The organism is Thermosynechococcus sp. (assembly GCF_046299655.1).
In the GTDB taxonomy this organism is placed as follows: Bacteria; Cyanobacteriota; Cyanobacteriia; order Thermosynechococcales; family Thermosynechococcaceae; genus Thermosynechococcus.
Genome location: NZ_JBKBHZ010000012.1, coordinates 1 through 17,300 on the forward strand (window position 1 = coordinate 1; position 17,300 = coordinate 17,300).

At 53.0% G+C, this 17,300-nt stretch carries 15 protein-coding genes; 7 read left to right on the top strand and 8 right to left on the bottom strand.

What is annotated here, in order from left to right:
• Positions 1 to 84: 84 nt before the first annotated feature.
• Together cas10 and ACK4HN_RS08740 are read right to left on the bottom strand one after the other, a co-directional pair.
• Positions 85 to 3,126, bottom strand: a complete 3,042-nt coding sequence (cas10, locus tag ACK4HN_RS08735; protein ID WP_409877520.1) for a type III-B CRISPR-associated protein Cas10/Cmr2 — start codon at positions 3,124 to 3,126, stop codon at positions 85 to 87.
• Positions 3,127 to 3,439: 313 nt separating this feature from the next.
• A complete protein-coding gene (locus ACK4HN_RS08740) occupies positions 3,440 to 3,877 on the bottom strand; it encodes a hypothetical protein (RefSeq protein WP_409877521.1) in 438 nt (145 codons plus the stop codon).
• 189 nt (positions 3,878 to 4,066) lie between these two features.
• Here ACK4HN_RS08740 and gshA point away from each other — a divergent pair, with 189 nt between their 5' ends.
• Together gshA and lpxB are read left to right on the top strand one after the other, a co-directional pair.
• Positions 4,067 to 5,206 carry a glutamate--cysteine ligase gene (gene gshA, locus ACK4HN_RS08745; RefSeq protein ID WP_409869106.1) on the top strand — a complete coding sequence of 380 codons (1,140 nt, stop codon included), beginning with the start codon at positions 4,067 to 4,069 and terminating at the stop codon, positions 5,204 to 5,206.
• Between the two features lie 2 nt (positions 5,207 to 5,208).
• The gene (gene lpxB, locus ACK4HN_RS08750) at positions 5,209 to 6,399 is read left to right on the top strand and encodes a lipid-A-disaccharide synthase (protein WP_409869107.1); all 1,191 of its coding nucleotides are present in this window, start codon (positions 5,209 to 5,211) and stop codon (positions 6,397 to 6,399) included.
• 36 nt (positions 6,400 to 6,435) lie between these two features.
• Here lpxB and ACK4HN_RS08755 read toward each other — a convergent pair whose 3' ends face one another.
• The 3 genes from ACK4HN_RS08755 to ACK4HN_RS08765 are packed head-to-tail and all read right to left on the bottom strand — an operon-like array spanning position 6,436 to position 7,844.
• Entirely contained in the window at positions 6,436 to 6,876 is a 441-nt protein-coding gene (locus tag ACK4HN_RS08755; RefSeq protein WP_409869108.1) for a Spy/CpxP family protein refolding chaperone, read from the bottom strand.
• Positions 6,877 to 6,921: 45 nt separating this feature from the next.
• Positions 6,922 to 7,242 (bottom strand): hypothetical protein, encoded by a 321-nt coding sequence (locus ACK4HN_RS08760; protein WP_409869109.1) that lies wholly within the window; start codon positions 7,240 to 7,242, stop codon positions 6,922 to 6,924.
• A complete protein-coding gene (locus ACK4HN_RS08765; protein ID WP_409869110.1) occupies positions 7,239 to 7,844 on the bottom strand; it encodes a sigma-70 family RNA polymerase sigma factor in 606 nt (201 codons plus the stop codon). The genes ACK4HN_RS08760 and ACK4HN_RS08765 overlap by 4 nt, the downstream gene beginning before the upstream one ends.
• A 169-nt stretch (positions 7,845 to 8,013) precedes the next feature.
• On the opposite strand from ACK4HN_RS08765, the gene ACK4HN_RS08770 reads away from it, so the two are divergent.
• From ACK4HN_RS08770 to ACK4HN_RS08780, 3 genes are all read left to right on the top strand, one after another.
• Positions 8,014 to 8,673, top strand: a complete 660-nt coding sequence (locus tag ACK4HN_RS08770; protein ID WP_409869111.1) for a MotA/TolQ/ExbB proton channel family protein — start codon at positions 8,014 to 8,016, stop codon at positions 8,671 to 8,673.
• Between the two features lie 108 nt (positions 8,674 to 8,781).
• On the top strand, positions 8,782 to 9,183 hold the full coding sequence (locus tag ACK4HN_RS08775) for a DUF3110 domain-containing protein (RefSeq protein ID WP_409849520.1): 402 nt from the start codon (positions 8,782 to 8,784) through the stop codon (positions 9,181 to 9,183).
• Complete coding sequence (locus tag ACK4HN_RS08780; protein WP_409877523.1) at positions 9,184 to 10,281, top strand: glycosyltransferase; 1,098 nt, start codon at positions 9,184 to 9,186, stop codon at positions 10,279 to 10,281. It begins immediately after the preceding gene.
• A 55-nt stretch (positions 10,282 to 10,336) separates the two neighbouring features.
• On the opposite strand, the gene ACK4HN_RS08785 is transcribed toward ACK4HN_RS08780, so the two are convergent.
• Positions 10,337 to 10,711 carry a DUF4278 domain-containing protein gene (locus ACK4HN_RS08785; RefSeq protein WP_409869114.1) on the bottom strand — a complete coding sequence of 125 codons (375 nt, stop codon included), beginning with the start codon at positions 10,709 to 10,711 and terminating at the stop codon, positions 10,337 to 10,339.
• A gap of 173 nt (positions 10,712 to 10,884) precedes the next feature.
• Here ACK4HN_RS08785 and ACK4HN_RS08790 point away from each other — a divergent pair, with 173 nt between their 5' ends.
• Positions 10,885 to 13,206: an ATP-dependent helicase gene (locus tag ACK4HN_RS08790; RefSeq protein WP_409877524.1), complete on the top strand. Its 2,322-nt coding sequence runs from the start codon at positions 10,885 to 10,887 to the stop codon at positions 13,204 to 13,206.
• Here ACK4HN_RS08790 and ACK4HN_RS08795 read toward each other — a convergent pair.
• Positions 13,187 to 13,825 carry a hypothetical protein gene (locus ACK4HN_RS08795; protein ID WP_149817184.1) on the bottom strand — a complete coding sequence of 213 codons (639 nt, stop codon included), beginning with the start codon at positions 13,823 to 13,825 and terminating at the stop codon, positions 13,187 to 13,189. The two genes, ACK4HN_RS08790 and ACK4HN_RS08795, sit on opposite strands and share 20 nt — an antisense overlap.
• Before the next feature lie 47 nt (positions 13,826 to 13,872).
• Positions 13,873 to 14,565 carry an HAD family hydrolase gene (locus ACK4HN_RS08800; protein ID WP_409869116.1) on the bottom strand — a complete coding sequence of 231 codons (693 nt, stop codon included), beginning with the start codon at positions 14,563 to 14,565 and terminating at the stop codon, positions 13,873 to 13,875.
• A gap of 260 nt (positions 14,566 to 14,825) precedes the next feature.
• Between ACK4HN_RS08800 and ACK4HN_RS08805 the strand changes: the two genes are divergently transcribed.
• Positions 14,826 to 17,300: an ATP-dependent Clp protease ATP-binding subunit gene (locus tag ACK4HN_RS08805; RefSeq protein WP_409877525.1), complete on the top strand. Its 2,475-nt coding sequence runs from the start codon at positions 14,826 to 14,828 to the stop codon at positions 17,298 to 17,300.

Consider the following 17,300-nt stretch of genomic DNA (forward strand, 5'->3'; position numbering starts at 1 on the left):
AGCAACAAGCTGAAATTGAGTAATTCCTCCCGCCGGTCGTCTGCCGCTTCACCAGCACTGCGGCACTTTTCAGGTAGGTCATGCTTAGGAACGTTCAGTTGCGCTGTTGTGGGCAATGGGAGAAAACCGTTTGTCAATAAAGAAGGCCATGAGTCGAAACAGGTTGAGGAGGTCTGGGAAGTCAGTTCCCGGTTGACCTTGATGTTGAAGTGCCCAGTCTTCCCAGCGATCGCACCAAGTGCAGAGGTTTTCAATGGATTCCTCGGGCAAGTTTTTCTCACGGCGGCTAGCAATGCTGGCGATCGCCCGCCGAGTCACATGTTCTTGACTTAGCCAGCAGTGCTGTGGCAGTTCTGCAATCAATCGGTATAGAAGAGGGCTAACATCGTCCGTTGCCTGTTGAAGAACTTTCCACCAGTTCTCAAGGAGGTTGCCCTTCATCAGGGCTTCCAAAACATTCCCAGAACCGTAGAGAACTCGAAAGCAAAGACCATCCTTGCCGGGAAGTTTTTTCGCCCGTTCTTTTTCGGCCTGCCAGAGGTGCTCTAAAACAGTGGGTAGCGGCACACTTTTGTAGGCAATGACTACCCCCATACTCAGCGTGGCTTCCTCGCCCATGGTAAAGAGGCGACGCATTCCCAAGGCTTGAGCCGCTGTGCTACCCGCAACCGTTTGCCAGTAGCCTCCGCAGGATTCAAACTCCCCGCCGGGATCCGTACCACCACACCATGCTTGCCGCAGAGTATGAATCACCGAGAGGACATCCTCCAAGGGCGAGATGGCCATGACATCATCGCCACCGCTATAAACCACCCGACCACAGTGACGTTGCTCCACAAGGTAGGGCACCAGCCGATTCGAGAAATCCAAAAGAGCACGGTTTAAGCCCACATGGGTAGCAGGTCCCATGCGCTTGGGTGTGTTATCAATTAACTTCTTCCAGTTCTGAAGATTTGCATTTTTGTTGATTTGCTGCACAATATTGCCGGCAACGTACTCGCGGTAGGCTTTTAAGTTGTGACCACGCACGTAGTCTCCCATGTTGTCGCCATCGGCGAGGAGAATGCACCACCAGTCAGCGGGGGAGCGATCGCCCCAACCCATTTGTTTTTGTTGTTTTTGCGTCCGATCCACCGCACTGCGCAGGGCTGCCAACTCCTTCTTGGTTTCAAGCCCTACATCTTCTGCCAACCACTTGGCTGAGAACATGACACCGTTGTAATCCCCTAGCTTGGCATCCACTTGGGGAATATGGGTGGGACGGCGAGTTTTGCTGCCAAAGCGATCGCGATAGGGCTGTAAATCCAGATCGTCAGTAAATTCTCGATTCAATTTTTTCCAATACTGCTTGACCTGATCGGGACACGCCACCATAAACCGCGCAGCAGCGATACTGCTGGCATTGGGAAAACGCACTAAGTTTTCATAGTCATCTTCGGGACACTCAACCCCCAAGGACATAGCCACACCGCCATGCTTCCACGCCATCCGCTTGGTGACTTCAATGGCATTCAAACGCTCACTGCCATTAAATAGCCCCGGAAAGGCTTGGCTCATCACATACCAAAACAGGCGCAGGGAACTAGTAGGCAGGCCATGTCCCTCGCGGAAGGGATCGCGGTACAGCAGATTGGGGTGCAGGGCACTATAGACGCCGGAAATCGAGGAACGCTCTCCCGGTGAAGCAGGAAACTGCCAGTTACGGGTGTTTTTGATGGCGGAGAGGGCTTGCCCCAAGCGCTGTTGCAATAGCGGCCACCAAGTGCCGACATTAATAGTGGTATAGACATTTTCCTCGACGCTAGTGGGCAGCGGCTCCTGTGCTTTTGCTAAGGTGGTTTGAGCGGTTTTCCAGCTTGCGTAGGTGGATGCTCCCCGCTGACAAGTGAGCGTTTTTTCTGGATTCCCAAGGGGAAGCGCAATCCAGTAGCTTTGCCAGAAATTTTCTAATTGAGCTTCCCAAAGAGCATTCCACTCCCACTGTCCTCCTTGCTGCCAACTGAGAAATTCTTTCTTTAACTCCTCTTGCTCTGCTTCTGGAAATTGCCTGTGAATCCATTGCTGAATGTGGTTAATCCACTTGTCGTCGTAACTATTGCGGACTTTGGCTTTGATGGCTTCACGCACCTCTTTGCCAAGATCCAGCCAAATCTGCCGCAGATGATCTTGAAGTTCTTTGCCAATAGTGTCTTTATCGGCGGCAGGAATGAGAGCGGTAATCACGTTGGGAAAGCCTGCTGTCACCAAGGTAGGGGAGGGTTGCCCTTGATCAACAGGTTTGGCAATGCCAAATTCCTCAAAGTAGCCTTCAAATTCGGGATATTTTTGCAGTAGAAAGGCGTCAATGATTGTCTGATTGTAAAGATTGGGGGTAATGACGACATCAGGGCCATAGCGTTCGGCGAGAAACCAACACACCCTAGCGCTAAGGTAGTGAAGCAGGTAAGAACCGGCCCAAAAATCTAGGAGCTTGCGGGACGATTTGATAAAGTCCTGAACTGGGGCAAAGGAAAACATCAATAGCCAAGGATGCTGTGGCTCATCCCCATTTTGGGCATTTTTAGGAAACAGCGTCCCTGCCAAGGCAGCAGTAATGGAGGCATGGGCTTCGAGGGGGCAGTCGGGAATGCGTGTGTCAGCAGGCAGCAGCAAGATATCTTTCGCATAAACTGCTTGACCTTTAATGCGCTGATGGTTAGCAATGGCTTCACCATAAAATCGCCAAAACCACCAAAACACTTTTTCGGCGTCAGTTTCTTGGCGAATCTGATTCCAGATGGACTGCGCTTCAATTTCAGCTAAATTCTCATCGCTGAGACTCCCTGCAAAAGAAAAGTTGAGATGACTTTTAGCACCGGTGATAGGGTGGGCAATTTCTACTTGGGTGACGTTACCTGTTTGAGTCGGCGGGGTCATCATCCCCCCTTGAAAGCTCAGGCGATCGCTGGCCGAAGCAATATGATCTGCTGTAACGCCACCGTGCTTATTCCACCAATCTTGCAACGGTTGGGTATGCCGGTTTAGGCAAGACACCTGTTGCCATGCGCCTTTGAGACCTTTATTGCGGTACAAGGCCTTCAGATAGGGATCGTGAAGCAGGGCAAAAAGTTTGCGTTCGTAATACATACAGGTTCCTCAAAACAATTCACTCCACTGCGACTAGGTCACCCGATCGCAGCAGCTAATAGTTTATCCAGTGTAGTTAGGCGGGATATGCAGCAGGAAAAAAGTGAACTATTTTTTTGTAATTCTTAACGATTTTTATATTAAATACAAAAATTGTGACAATAAGAGGCGGCTTTCGAGAGATTTGCCAAATTGGCTCACGCCTAGATTCCTAGGTTAGCTCCCACAGGGTCTTCCCAAGGAGAGGGTTTGCGTATTTCCTATTGCGTTGCAGCAAAGTTTTTGCCCTCCTCGAAAAGGAAACTGGGAAATACTATAGCTTATCGCCTGCCTCAAGAATTTTCTCCAATTCGTCGGCTACTTCTAAAACAACGCGAATACTCGTATAGAGCGCTTCTGCATCGCAATCAGCGGCGACTTTAGTGCAGAAGACGGCAATGTATTTATTGTCAGCAAGGGGGCGCAATTCCCAAGCCCCAATTTTCTTGGTCGCATTCTCAATCAACAGGTAATTAGCTACTTCTTGATCCAAATGGCCGTCGGAAATGTAACCAATCGACCAGACATCGCGAATTTCATAGCTGCCGAGTTGCTGCGTTTGCGAGTCAATAAAGGCCTGTTGCGATCGCCCACCGTTTAGCTCAAAAACAACGCGGTAATCCCCATCCTCATCCACGCGGTAGCGAATTCCCAATTGATCCAAAAGACGACCGACCCGCAGATCTGCTTGGACTCGCCGCTGACCAAACATGCCAAAACTCCTACTAGCCGATGTAGTTTGAATTAGAGGGTATCGTATCAGATTTTTATGCTTACAGTAGCAATTTCACCGTTGTTCATATATGCGGTAGGGGCGAGGGCGTGGTATTGTGGCTAAGTAGTTAAAACCTCCCACTCTACGCGGGGTTGCCTGCCAATCCAACTCAATCAAGAGGATGCCATGCTGTCAAAGGGCTTTGAGGTTGAACTCTACACGGGTAAACCCACGGGGGAGATTGTGGGACTGTCAGATCGAATTGTGAGAGACTTGCCAGGGTTTGTGCGTGAGCCGGATAGTCGCAATGTCGAATTTACCACTCCCCCTGTATATCTCTATGATCAAGCCCTGTGTGACTTGTTGCGTCCTCGCTTTCGGCTGCGCGCCTATTTAAAATCCTTGGGGGATTTAACCCTTGTCCCCGGCAGCACTCTCAGTCTGGGGGATAGTCAACACTTTTATCGCTCTGACCCGCAGAACCCCTACCACACCTACATTGAGCAAACCTATGGCACGCGGGTGGTAACCGCCAGTGTCCACATCAACATTGGCCTGCGGCATCCAGAGGATTTGATCCGCGCCTGTCGGCTGGTGCGCATGGAGGCAGCGCTGTTTCTGGCACTCAGTGCGTCTTCGCCATTTCTCGATGGCAAGGTAACGGGCTACCACTCCACCCGTTGGGCCATCTTTCCCAAAACCCCACCCCAAGTGCCTTTATTTACTAGCCATGCCCACTTCATTGAGTGGACAGAAACACAGCTTCAACAGGGCACGATGCAAAATGTGCGGCATCTTTGGAGTGCGGTGCGTCCCAATGGCGATCGCCGACCCTATGATCTCAACCGCCTTGAACTACGCATTTGTGATCTAGTTACGAATCCCATTGCCCTCCTAGCGATTACCGCTCTCCTTGAAGCGCGACTCCTGCAAATGCTGGACACCCCTGATCTTGATCCGCTCCGCTGGGGTGATGGCGAGATGCTGGCACAAATGGCCGATGAAAATGAGCAGCTTGCCGCCAAAAGTAGCCTAGAGGCGGTGTTGACCCATTGGCGCGATCGCCGGCAACTCACAGCTGCCACTTGGATAGCGGAACTCTATGAAGAGGTCTGGCCAATTGCCAAAGCACAGGGCTTTAGCTGTTTTCTAGCACCGATTAAGAAAATCCTGCGACAGGGGAATACTGCCCAGCAATGGTTGGCGCAATATACAGCGGGACAGTCCATCCCTGAGATTATGGCCGCCGCCGTACAGGAGATGGCCGCCAGCGAACAGGAATTTGCAGATCAACTCTGTCAACCAGTGGCAGCGGTACGGGGCTAAGCATGGCGCATCTGTTCATTAGCACAGGGGAGGTCTCTGGGGATTTGCAGGGTGCCCTACTAGTGAAGGCCCTCTATCGCTTGGCGGCGCAGCGGGGGATTCCCTTAGAAATTTCTGCCCTTGGGGGCGATCGCATGGCTGCGGCGGGGGCAAAGCTACTCTTTAATACCGGCGGGATTGGCTCCGTGGGGCTACTAGAAGCTCTGCCACTGATCAAACCAACGATCGCGCTACAACTCAAGGCACGCCGCTATCTACGACAGCACCCACCTGATTTGGTGGTTTTGATTGACTACATTGGCGGCAATGTGGCCATGGGGCGGTTTATTCGCAAGCATTTTTCTGTACCGATGGTGTACTACATTGCCCCCCAAGAGTGGGTCTGGTCCCACAGTCTCAAGACGACTCGTCAAATTGTTGCCCTCAGCGATCGCCTGCTTGCCATTTTTCCAGAGGAAGCCAGCTATTACCACCGTCATGGCGCCAATGTCGTTTGGGTGGGGCATCCCCTGTTGGATCGCATTGCGGCGGCTCCCAGTCGAGAAGTTGCCCGTCAAAGTTTGGGTATTGCTGCCGATGAGCTGGCGATCGCCCTATTGCCCCTTTCGCGCAAACAGGAAATCCACTCCCTTTTGCCCCTGATTTTAGGGGCTGCGACGAATATTGCTCAAGCCTATCCCAAGGCCCGTTTTTGGTTACCCCTGTCTCTGCAACAGTATCGTCCAGCCATTGAAGCCATCCTCAAACAGTATCCAATTCCCGTCACCCTTGCGGAAGACTCCCTGCAAGTTCTAGCGGCAGCGGATCTGGCGATCGCCAAGTCGGGCACCGTGAATCTAGAAACAGCGCTATTGAATGTGCCCCAAGTCGTGATCTACCGCGTCCATCCCCTCAGTTTGTGGCTCTATCAACGCTTCTTGAAGTTTGATCTCAAATTTGTCTCTCCCCCCAATTTACTCGTGAATCGAGAAATCGTCCCCGAACTCCTTCAAGAACGAGCCACCGTTGCCAACATTACCGCTGCTGCCCTTGAGTTGCTCGATCATCCAGAGAAACGCTTAGCGATGCAAGCAGGCTATGCCGAAATGCGAGCTGTCATGGGTACTCCCGGCGTCGTTGATCGCGCCGCCACAGAGATTCTCGATCTGTTGATCAACAGAAAATGTGCAGGATCAGCGACCCTACACGAGTGAACAAACAACTGGCTCAAGTGTTAATGAGGAAATTCTCTACTGTTGCGGTTTCATGGCGCGATTGCCTTGACGGCGCTGCTGCATCTGGGTGGCCAAGGCTTGCCGTTGTTGTGGTGTGAGAATACCCCGCATAGCCAGCATGCTTTCAAAGCGGAGGGAGGCCAGTTGGTTTTCCAGTTGGCGGACTTGTTGATGTTTACTGCGGATTTGATCTTCAGAGGCATTGCCACTCATCATCTGCCGCAGTTCTTGCTTGGCAGTGCGCAGTTGGTTGCGGGTTTGCTCCATTTGACCTTGATATTGTTGCCGCACGGCTTGCAAACGTTGCCGCTGCTCTGGGGTGAGGTTGAGGTTCTCCAAGTTGGCTCCCCAGCGAGGGCCACCATAACCGGGGTCAGCGAAGGTCGAGGGAGCGATCGCCACCAAGGGGCTGAGGGCGCTACATACCAAAAGTGCTGCGAGGGATTTTTTTAACATGGCTGTGTTCTCCTTTATTACAAAATTACAAATTGGAATGATAGATTACTCAAAAAGAGGGGGTTCGGCATTGTAGAACATTGCCTGCCAATTGGTTGTGATGAAGGTTTCTACTGGATCTGGAGGAGTTTGCTTTGCCACTTGAGCTGACGGTTTGAGAAACCACACACTGGTGGCGGTCGCGATCGCCCCTGCGCCAAGGATGTAGGCGACTTGCCAACGCCGTTTGTTTAAATGATGTTGACGGAGGGCGGCTTGCACAATCTGCTGCTCCAAATGGGGAGGTGGTGGTGGGGGCGTTCCCGCATAGGTTCGGAGAAAGTTCACCAAGGTTGTATCCTCCGCAGGTGGGGGTTCACGTTTCATAGGCTGACTCCAGCTTCGCTAAAGTAAGTGCGCAACATGCCACGGGCACGAAAGAGACGGGATTTTACTGTACCGACTGGAATTTTGAGAATTTCAGCAATCTCCTTTTGGGGTAAGCCCTGCAGGTCATGCATGACCAAAACACTGCGGTACTCTAGGGGCAAAGTGGCTAAACCCCGCTGCACTAAATCCTCATAATGCAATTGCCGGAGATCCAGTCCAAGCGTGAGTGGCTCACTTTGAGACAGGTATTGCTGATGTCGCGATTTGCGCGTAGCCAGTTGACGGCGATAGTCGCAAGCCACATTCCAAGCAATCCGATAGAGCCATGTGGAAAACTTTGCCTCATGTTTGAGACCCTTTAGCCCCTTCCATGCCCGCAAGAAAACCTCCTGCACCAAATCATCTAGGGCAACCGCACCGCACAACTGAAACAGGAGCGATCGCACCCGTTGCTGATGTCGTTGATATAGCTCCCGAAACCCCTGCGGATGTCCAGAAAGGCACTGCTCAATCATCCGCCGATCGGGATCATTAACTTGGGATCGGGTCACGATAGCCGTTGGGGCTATTGCCGTTGATAGAGGTAAGGATATATTCATGCGAGGCATCACTCCATTGATGTAATCATCTGTTTAGACTGGCCCAGAAAAACAGAGGTTCAAGACCCTTGGCAGTATAGTTCGCTAGAATTTAGACAAAATTTAGACAACAATTGCGACTCCACGCTGGACTATACTAAACGTCGGATGCTCTGACAGGGAACTGATCGTGAATATCGCTGAAATTTTTAACCGTGGTGGCTTGGCCATGTGGCCACTACTGATTCTCTCGATCTTGACCTTAGGCACCATCTTTGAGCGGCTTTGGTTTTGGAGCATTGTCCTGCGGGGAGAGACGAAACTGGCTGAGCAGATTCTGGATGCCGCTCGCCACGATTGGCAAGAAGCCCTTGAACTAGCAGCAAATGCCTGTGATCAACCCATTGGTCGCTTCCTTTATACCCCTTTACAACTGATTGACACCAACCCAGAAATCTTTCGTCTGGCTTTAGAGGCGGCCGCTGATGAAGAACTGAGTGCCATGCGGCGGGGAGAAAAGGTTTTAGAGGCAACGATTACCATGGCACCTCTACTGGGTTTGTTGGGAACGGTGTTAGGTCTAATCAGTGCCCTCAGTTCGATTCGCTTGGGCGATATTGGCACACCCGCAACCATGGGCGTGGGTCTCGGGATTAGTGAGGCCTTGATAAGTACGGCTGCCGGGTTGGTGGTGGCCATCATTGCCCTTGCCTTTCAGCGGCTCTTTCAAGCCTTTCTCTTGCAGCAGGCGCAAATTTTTCGCCGCACTGGCAATGAATTAGAACTCACCTATCGCCAAGCATGCTTGGAGCAGCGGATCAAGGCAGAACCTGAAAAAACGTTGTTCTAACTCAGGCTTTATTTTTGCCCCTTTGACTGTTCTAAACCAGAAATTTCTACAGGTTAGGAGGAATTAAAATCGTTATAATCACTGTTGAGATTTCATTGGCGAGGCATCATGCGCGTTTACGTGTTGCTCTACAACCCGGGCACTGAAAATGAGGGGATTCATTCCCTGCAACTGGGCGATCGCAACCTGATTCTGATGTTTGAAAGCGAAGACGATGCCAATCGCTATGCCATGCTCCTAGAGGCACAGGATTTTCGTCCCCCCAGCGTTGTGCCCATTGATGCCAAGGAAATCGAAGAATTCTGCGAATCCTCAGGCTACACCTGTCACTTGGTTCCCGAAGGATTTGTGCCGACCAATGATGCTGAGCGGCTCTTTTTGGCACCCCCAGAGCGTAACGTTGAAGAAACCGACTGGGAACTAGAAAATCGCGTGCCGCCGGCTGCTGAGAGTGAGTTCTCGGAAAGTGAACTGAATCAGTTGCGCCAGCAATTTGAAAAGCTGCTGTAGATGGTGCGGGTCTGTGCCTGTTTGATTGTCAAAAACGAGGCAGCTCATTTGGCGCGCTGTCTAGGCAGTGTTCGACCCTGGGTAGATGAGATCGTGGTGGTTGATACCGGATCAACGGATGAGACGATCGCCATCGCCCGCCGGTTTACAGAGCGCATCTTTAGCTTCCCTTGGCAGGATGATTTTGCCGCCGCCCGCAATTACGCCCTCGAACAGGCCACAGGCGATTGGATCTTGGTGATTGATGCCGATGAGGTGCTTGTGACCTTGCAGGAGCCGCCTGTGCCCCTTGGACAACAACTAGAGGGCAATACTTTCACTGCCTATCAACTCCTACGGCGGGAAATCGGCACGGGGCAACAATTTTCCGACTTTGCCATTGTGCGACTCTTTCGCAACCTGCCGACGCTGCGCTATCAGGGACGCTTCCATGAGCAGTTGGTGTCCACAGCAGCAGAACCGCTGACCATGGGTTTGCTGGCAACGCTGCGCCTTGACCACTATGGTTATCAGCCTGCCCAAATTCAAGCCAAGATGCGCGATCGCAACATCCCAATTCTAGAGCGCATCCGTGCCAGTGAAGGGTTGCCGTTGCATCTCCTTTTCGCCTTGGCGGATATGTACCACGCGGTGAATAACCCCACGGCAGCTGAGGAGTGCTATCAAGAACTTTTTGAGCGGCTCTTGCCCCATCTCCTCACCGGCCAATTGCCTGAGAATATGCCCGGTGCACTGCCCGAAATTTTGAATCAACTGGGGCGGCGTTTGCTGGCTATGGGGGATCACGAAACATTGCAACTCCTATGTCAACGAAGTCTGGAGTGGTTTCCCACCTATCCTCCCCTCAATGATTTGGCCGGGCGCTGGCTGATGGCTTTGGGATTTCCTTTGGGGGCAACGGCCTACTTTGAATATTGCCTTGAACTGGGGCAGACGAATAGCTACAGCAAACAGATGATTTTTCCCTTGGGCTATGTGCGGGAGATTGCCGCAGAGCAACTGGGACGCGCCTATGAAGCTTTGGGCGATCGCGATCGGGCGGCAGCCGCCTTTGCCCAAGCAACAGCTTTTCGCCAAGAAAAGGGCACTCACCCATAAAAAAAAGTGCCGCTGTTAGCAACGGCACCGCAGTTTGGGTTTCGGTGATCCAACCTTAGGCAAATTGCTGCCACTCTTCTTCCAGCAGATTGATGAGGTCTTCGTTGCCCTGACTCCGAGCCACCTGCAGTCGCCGCTCAAGAGTTTTCAGAATCGCATGGCGATGGGCTTCGGCCAAGGAGTCACGCTTACGCTGGGGAAGTACCGAAGGGGTAGCAGTCGTTGTCGAGGTGGTTGTGGTCACTGGGGTACCGTTGGTTTGGTAGGTGACCCCCCGCCAGCAAAGAACATGATTCGGTTGAGGAACCGGTTCAGCCGCTTTGTGGCCTACCCATTGGGCGCCCCGGTAGAGACCCTTGGCACCCGATTCAACAAGGGGAATGTGCTGATCAGAAGTTTCGTATTTAACGCCGCGATAGATTAGTTGCATAATTAAATCAAGGCTCCTAGGTGAATCCTATTGACTCGTTATCAAGCTTTAGGTGGTCTGCATTAGGAGACAACTTCCTCCTAACTTTCTGTATTCTATTATACGATTTCTCGATATTCATTAGGCAGACGCCAGTTGTTGTAATAAATCTTTAGCCCTCTCCCAGTCCTCTTATGAATTTGTTATCACCCCCAACCCATGCCAGTTACCTCCTAGGGACGTTGCGTCCGGGTCAACGGGAAATTAGCGAATGGCAAGGGGGAATGCTTGCGGTGTCGGCAGTGCCCGGAGCGGGCAAATCCCATGGCATGGCCGTAGGAGCGGCGATCGCCATCGCTCGCGAAAAACTCCATCAACAGCGGCAACTAGTAGTAGTCACCTATAGTCGTTCGGCTGCTGCCAATATCAAGGTGCGGATTCGCCAGTACCTACGGCAGATGGGCTTACCGCGGAATGGCTTTAGTGTACAGACCCTCCACAGCTTAGCGTTGAAAATTGCGACGAGTCATCCCACGGCGGGGCTGCGCTGGAGTGGTGAGAACTTAATGAGTGAGCATGAACAGCGACGCCTGTGTGTCACTTGTGTTAAGGAATGGGCGCGATCGCACCCCCAACTCCTCAAGCAACTCATCCAAGGCTGCGATACCAGTCCCCTGAGCGACATTGAACACGAAGGCCGCAAGAGTGCGTTGTTGACTGACATCTTAGTGAAGTTGGCACAAACCGTGATTAGCAGTGCCCGCAGTATGGCGTTGACGCCCCAAGATTTGCGGCAGTTGTCCCAGCAGCTTCACGCCCAAAACCCTTCAGAAGAAGAACCCTACCCTTTTCTAGAGATTGGCGCCGACCTGTTGGAACGGTATCAGCACCATCTGGCGCAACAGGAACGAATTGACTACGATGAAATGATTTTAGCAGCAGTACAGCTGCTGGAGGGGAATGAGCAGTGTCGCCAAGAATGGCAACAGCGAGTGTATGCCGTGTTTGAGGATGAGGCTCAAGACTCAACCCCCTTGCAATCGCGGTTACTGCGACTTCTTGCGGAGGACAGCGCCACAGGGCAAGTGAACTTTGTGCGGGTAGGGGATCCCAATCAAGCCATTAACTCCACCTTTACGGCAGCAGATCCCCTCTTTTTTAATGAATTTTGTGATGAATGTGCCCAGCAGCAAGCTTTCTATGAAATGACTCAAGCGGGGCGATCGACCCTACTGGTCATTAGAGCAGCAAACTTTTTGGTGCGCTGGGCTAATTGCGCCCTCCAAAAGCAAGAACTCCCCTTTCGTGAGCAAGCAATTCAGCCCGTCCCGCCAACAGATCTGCAACCAGAAGCGAACCCAGACCCTTGGGGGCAAGGGGTAGAAGTTGCCCGAACAGCAACCGTTTTTGAGACCGTGCGGCAGCTAGCAGCTCGCATTTCTCAGGTCTTGGCAGAGCATCCTGACGCCTCAATCGCCGTGCTGGTGCGCACCAACCGCCAAGGGGAATTTCTTGCGGATCTGTTGCGATCGCCCGCGAGCTTCAGGATTGATACCGACCTTGCCGCGCAGGGGGTTCCGATTCTCGATGTGTCGGGCATTGAACGGCAATCGCAGGTGCCCAAGGAATTGCTGGACATTCTCTATTTTCTCCACCATCCCTATTCTCCCGAAGCAGTCAAAGCTGCCCTCACTGTGCTGCAGGAGCGCAAACGTATTCCACCCCAAAACTTGGATCGCTTGGCTGCCCAGCCGGAGGTGTTTTTGTATCCAGGGCCTTTAGACCCCCCTGCCGAGGAACCAGTGCTCAAGGCGCGCCACCTCTGTCAACGTCTTCTCAAAGCCCGCCTAGAGCTGTCCCTATTTCCCTTGATCACCTATTGTGCTCAGGAATTGGGCTATGAGGCTGCTGAATTGGCCACCACCGATCGCCTGATTTGCCACTTGGCACAACAGGAACCCACGCAACTGTGGGAGCGGATTCATCCCCGTTGGCAGGAGTTGGTGGCAGCGGATCGCTTTAATGCTGTTGAGATAGAAGACCTCCATAGCCGCTTAGTGCGATCGGGGCAGGTGACAATCATGACCATGCATCGGGCCAAGGGCCTCGACTGGGATGCTGTGTTTGTTCCCTTCCTAGAGGCAAGAACCCTCCCCGGCGAGAGTTGGGTAGCAGCCAATGCCAAGTTTCTGAGTCCTGAAGTGGATTTTACGGATGTGGTGCGATCGCAACTGCGTGCCTACGGTCATAGGCAGCCCGTTCCCAATTGGCAAGCTGCCTATCAAAAAGCGAAAGAGGCCAAAGTTGCCGAGGAATATCGCCTGCTTTACGTGGCCATGACCCGTGCCAAGCGTTTACTGTGGCTTGCCGCCGCCCACCAAGCCCCCTTTAACTGGCAGAACTTTAATTGGCGAGGGTCTTATCAACTGCAAGACAGTTCCCCTTGTCCTTTTTTACCTGCCCTAGAGCAAAAGCTAAAGAAATATGCCAAGACTGCTACTCCCGGCGATCGCTAAGGCTATCACGCCCCGGCAAGCGTTCCATGGCTGCCAAGACGGCTCGTTCTGCCGCCAGAATATCCCGCTCCGCGCCCCCCAAAAAGAGTCGGCCAAAACTGCCCACCGCTGAAATCTGCAAGATATTAATGAGGGCTGCCTTTTCAGCTTCATTCGCTGCTAGGGCGGCATAGGCAGCAGGTTCCACTTCAAACACATAGAGGGTTTGCCCCGCCAAAATCATATTGCCCCGCCGCGAGCGGTTAATCAGTTGGGTGTGGTGGGCATCAATATTGCGAATCACCTGACTGGAAATCACCCGTGGCCGCAAGCAATCCTGTACCCGAGCACCAATGGCATCTAAAATGGCTTGCCCTGCGGCGCGCACTTCCCCCTGATTGCCCGAATGCACCTCCAATAATCCGTAGAGTCGCTCGATAAACAAGACCCCCGGCCGTACCACCGCAGACTTCAAAGCAATATCCAAAAGGCGATTGACATCAATCCCCGGTGAAATCTCCACCCAGAGGGAGCAATCCCCCGGCAGCGGCAAAAAGCCCTGGGCCACGGTTCCCAAGTAGGCCGCGTGCTGCGGTTGAATCGAGTCGAGATAGACATAACTGCGCAGATCAACGCCCAAGGTGGTGGATTCCTAACGCGCCAGTACCCATGATCGCCGAAAATGCCCTAGGAAAGTAGCCTCTGAAGGCGGGAATCCGTAAAGTCCTCAATGCAGACCTCTGCCCCTGCCCCCTGAAGTGCCGTTGCCGCTTGCGTTGTTAAGACTCCCCAGCAGCGCATCCCTGCCCGCACCGCTGCCATCACCCCCGCCACGGCATCCTCAAAAACCAGACAATGCTGCGGCAACACCTGCAACCGCTCCGCTACGAGTAGATAGCATTCCGGATCCGGCTTGCCCCGCTGCACATCCTGCTCCATCACCACCGTATCGAAAAAGTCACCCACCCTCTCGCAGGAGAGCACCAATTCCACATTGGCAGCACAGGCTGAGGTGCCCAAGCCCAAGCGATAGCCTTTTTCCTTGGCGCTTTTGAGAAAGGGCAATAACCCCGGCAGCAGTTCCAAATTGGGTGCTAACAGTTCCCGAAACACAGCCTCTTTACCCGCCCCCCAACGTTCAACTTCCGCTTCAGTGACTGATCGCCCTAGGAGTTCCGGCAAGAGTTCAGCGTTGCGTTTGCCCCCCATTTGCCGCAACTGTTCCAGATTGATCTGCTGCCGCAGTTCAGGGGTGCGCTCCACATAGAGGCGCCAAGCTTCAAGGTGATAGGGCATGGTGTGGCAAATGACGCCGTCCATGTCGAAAATGAGGGCACGCTGGGAGGGATCAACGGCAAGAAACTGGGAAAAATCAGCCATTCGGGAAAAGTTTTTGGCATCAGCAAGTGTAGTCTATCGCCTTTTGATACTCAAGAGGCTGGTCAATTCCACAATAGAATGTTACTAGAATGTCACCGTAGCCTCCTCCCCACAATTAAAATACGGAAATATGGGCAACCGCACCTGCAAAAAAATGAGTCAACATCTACAGTAATAGTAATTGACCATACAAAAACACGCCAAAGTGGACGTGTTAAGATGAGTGATACCAGCACGCAGGAGCCATTAGGGGAAGGGTCATGTTTGAACGCTTTACAGAAAAAGCCATTAAAGTCATCATGCTGGCACAGGAAGAGGCTCGCCGCCTCGGCCACAACTTTGTCGGTACCGAACAAATTCTCCTTGGGCTGATTGGGGAAGGTACTGGTGTGGCTGCCAAGGTACTCCGTTCCATGGGCGTGAATCTCAAGGATGCCCGCATCGAAGTCGAAAAAATTATTGGCCGTGGGTCTGGTTTTGTGGCGGTAGAGATTCCCTTTACCCCCCGTGCCAAGCGAGTGTTGGAACTCTCCCTCGAAGAAGCCCGCCAACTGGGGCACAACTACATTGGCACTGAGCACCTTCTGTTGGGTCTGATTCGGGAAGGGGAAGGGGTCGCCGCACGCGTTTTAGAAAATCTGGGGGTTGATCTGTCGAAGGTGCGCACCCAAGTGATTCGCATGCTGGGTGAAACTGCAGAAGTGACCGCTGGCGCCAGTCAAGGGCGAACCAAAACGCCAACACTGGACGAGTTTGGGGTCAACCTTACCCAAATGGCGATCGAGGGCAAATTAGATCCCGTGGTGGGTCGGCAAAAAGAAATTGAGCGGGTGATTCAAATCTTGGGTCGCCGCACCAAAAATAACCCCGTGCTGATTGGTGAACCGGGGGTGGGTAAAACCGCCATTGCGGAAGGCCTTGCCCAGCGCATTGCCAATAAAGATGTCCCCGATATTCTGGAAGACAAGCGGGTGGTCACCCTCGATATTGGCCTCTTGGTGGCGGGCACGAAGTACCGCGGGGAGTTTGAAGAGCGGCTCAAAAAGATCATGGATGAGATCCGCCAAGCGGGCAACGTGATCTTGGTGATTGATGAGGTGCACACACTGATTGGCGCTGGGGCGGCAGAGGGTGCCATTGATGCGGCCAATATCCTCAAACCTGCCTTGGCTCGTGGTGAGTTGCAGTGCATTGGTGCCACCACGTTGGATGAGTACCGCAAGCACATTGAGCGGGATGCTGCCTTGGAACGCCGCTTCCAACCGGTGATGGTGGGTGAACCCTCCGTTGAGGAAACCATCGAGATCCTCTACGGGCTGCGGGAGCGCTATGAGAAGCACCACAAGCTGAAAATTTCCGACGAGGCCCTTGAGGCGGCAGCAAAGCTGTCTGATCGCTACATTAGCGATCGCTACCTACCCGATAAAGCCATTGACCTCATTGACGAAGCCGGTTCACGGGTGCGCCTGATTAACTCGCAACTGCCGCCTGCGGCCAAGGAACTGGATCGCGAGCTGCGGCAAGTGCTCAAAGAGAAAGACGAGGCCGTGCGTGCCCAAAACTTTGACAAAGCGGGCGAATTGCGCGATCGCGAGATGGAATTGAAAGCACAAATTCGGGCCATTGCGCAGCAGAAAAAAGCGGAACTGGCGAGCGGCGAAGAGGAAACTCCCGTGGTTACCGAAGAGGACATTGCCCACATTGTTGCCTCTTGGACGGGGGTACCCGTCAGCAAGCTCACCGAAAGCGAGTCGGAAAAACTGCTGCACATGGAGGAGACCCTGCACCAGCGGGTCATTGGCCAAGATGAAGCGGTGAAAGCCATCTCCCGCGCCATCCGTCGTGCCCGTGTCGGTCTGAAAAACCCCAACCGTCCCATTGCTAGCTTCATCTTCTCTGGGCCGACGGGTGTGGGTAAAACCGAGCTAACAAAAGCCTTGGCCGCCTACTTCTTTGGCTCTGAAGAGGCAATGGTTCGCCTAGACATGTCCGAATACATGGAGCGGCATACGGTCTCCAAGCTCATTGGTTCGCCTCCCGGCTATGTCGGCTACAACGAGGGCGGTCAACTCACCGAGGCCGTGCGGCGGCGCCCCTACACGGTGGTGCTCTTTGACGAAATTGAGAAAGCCCACCCTGATGTCTTTAACCTGCTGCTGCAAATTCTGGAGGATGGCCGTCTTACCGACTCGAAGGGGCGTACCGTGGACTTCAAAAACACCCTCTTGATCATGACCTCGAACATTGGCTCCAAGGTAATTGAGAAGGGTGCCGCTGGCCTTGGTTTTGAGTTTGGCACGGAGGATGCCGCTGAATCCCAGTACAACCGCATCCGCTCCCTAGTGAATGAGGAACTGAAGCAGTACTTCCGCCCTGAATTCCTCAATCGCTTGGATGAGATCATTGTCTTCCGTCAATTGACGAAGGACGAGGTCAAGCAAATTGCTGATATTCTCCTCAAGGAGGTGTTCTCGCGCCTCACCGAAAAGGGGATTACCTTAGAAGTGACCGAGCGCTTCAAAGATCGGCTCATCGAGGAGGGCTATAACCCCAGCTATGGGGCACGGCCACTGCGGCGGGCAATTATGCGCCTCCTAGAGGACACCTTGGCTGAGGAAATGCTCTCTGGTCGCATTCGTGAAGGGGATACTGCCCTCATTGATGTGGATGAATCGGGTCAAGTGAAAATCCAAGCTCAACCTCGGCGTGAGCTATTGCCCCAAACGGTTGAGTAG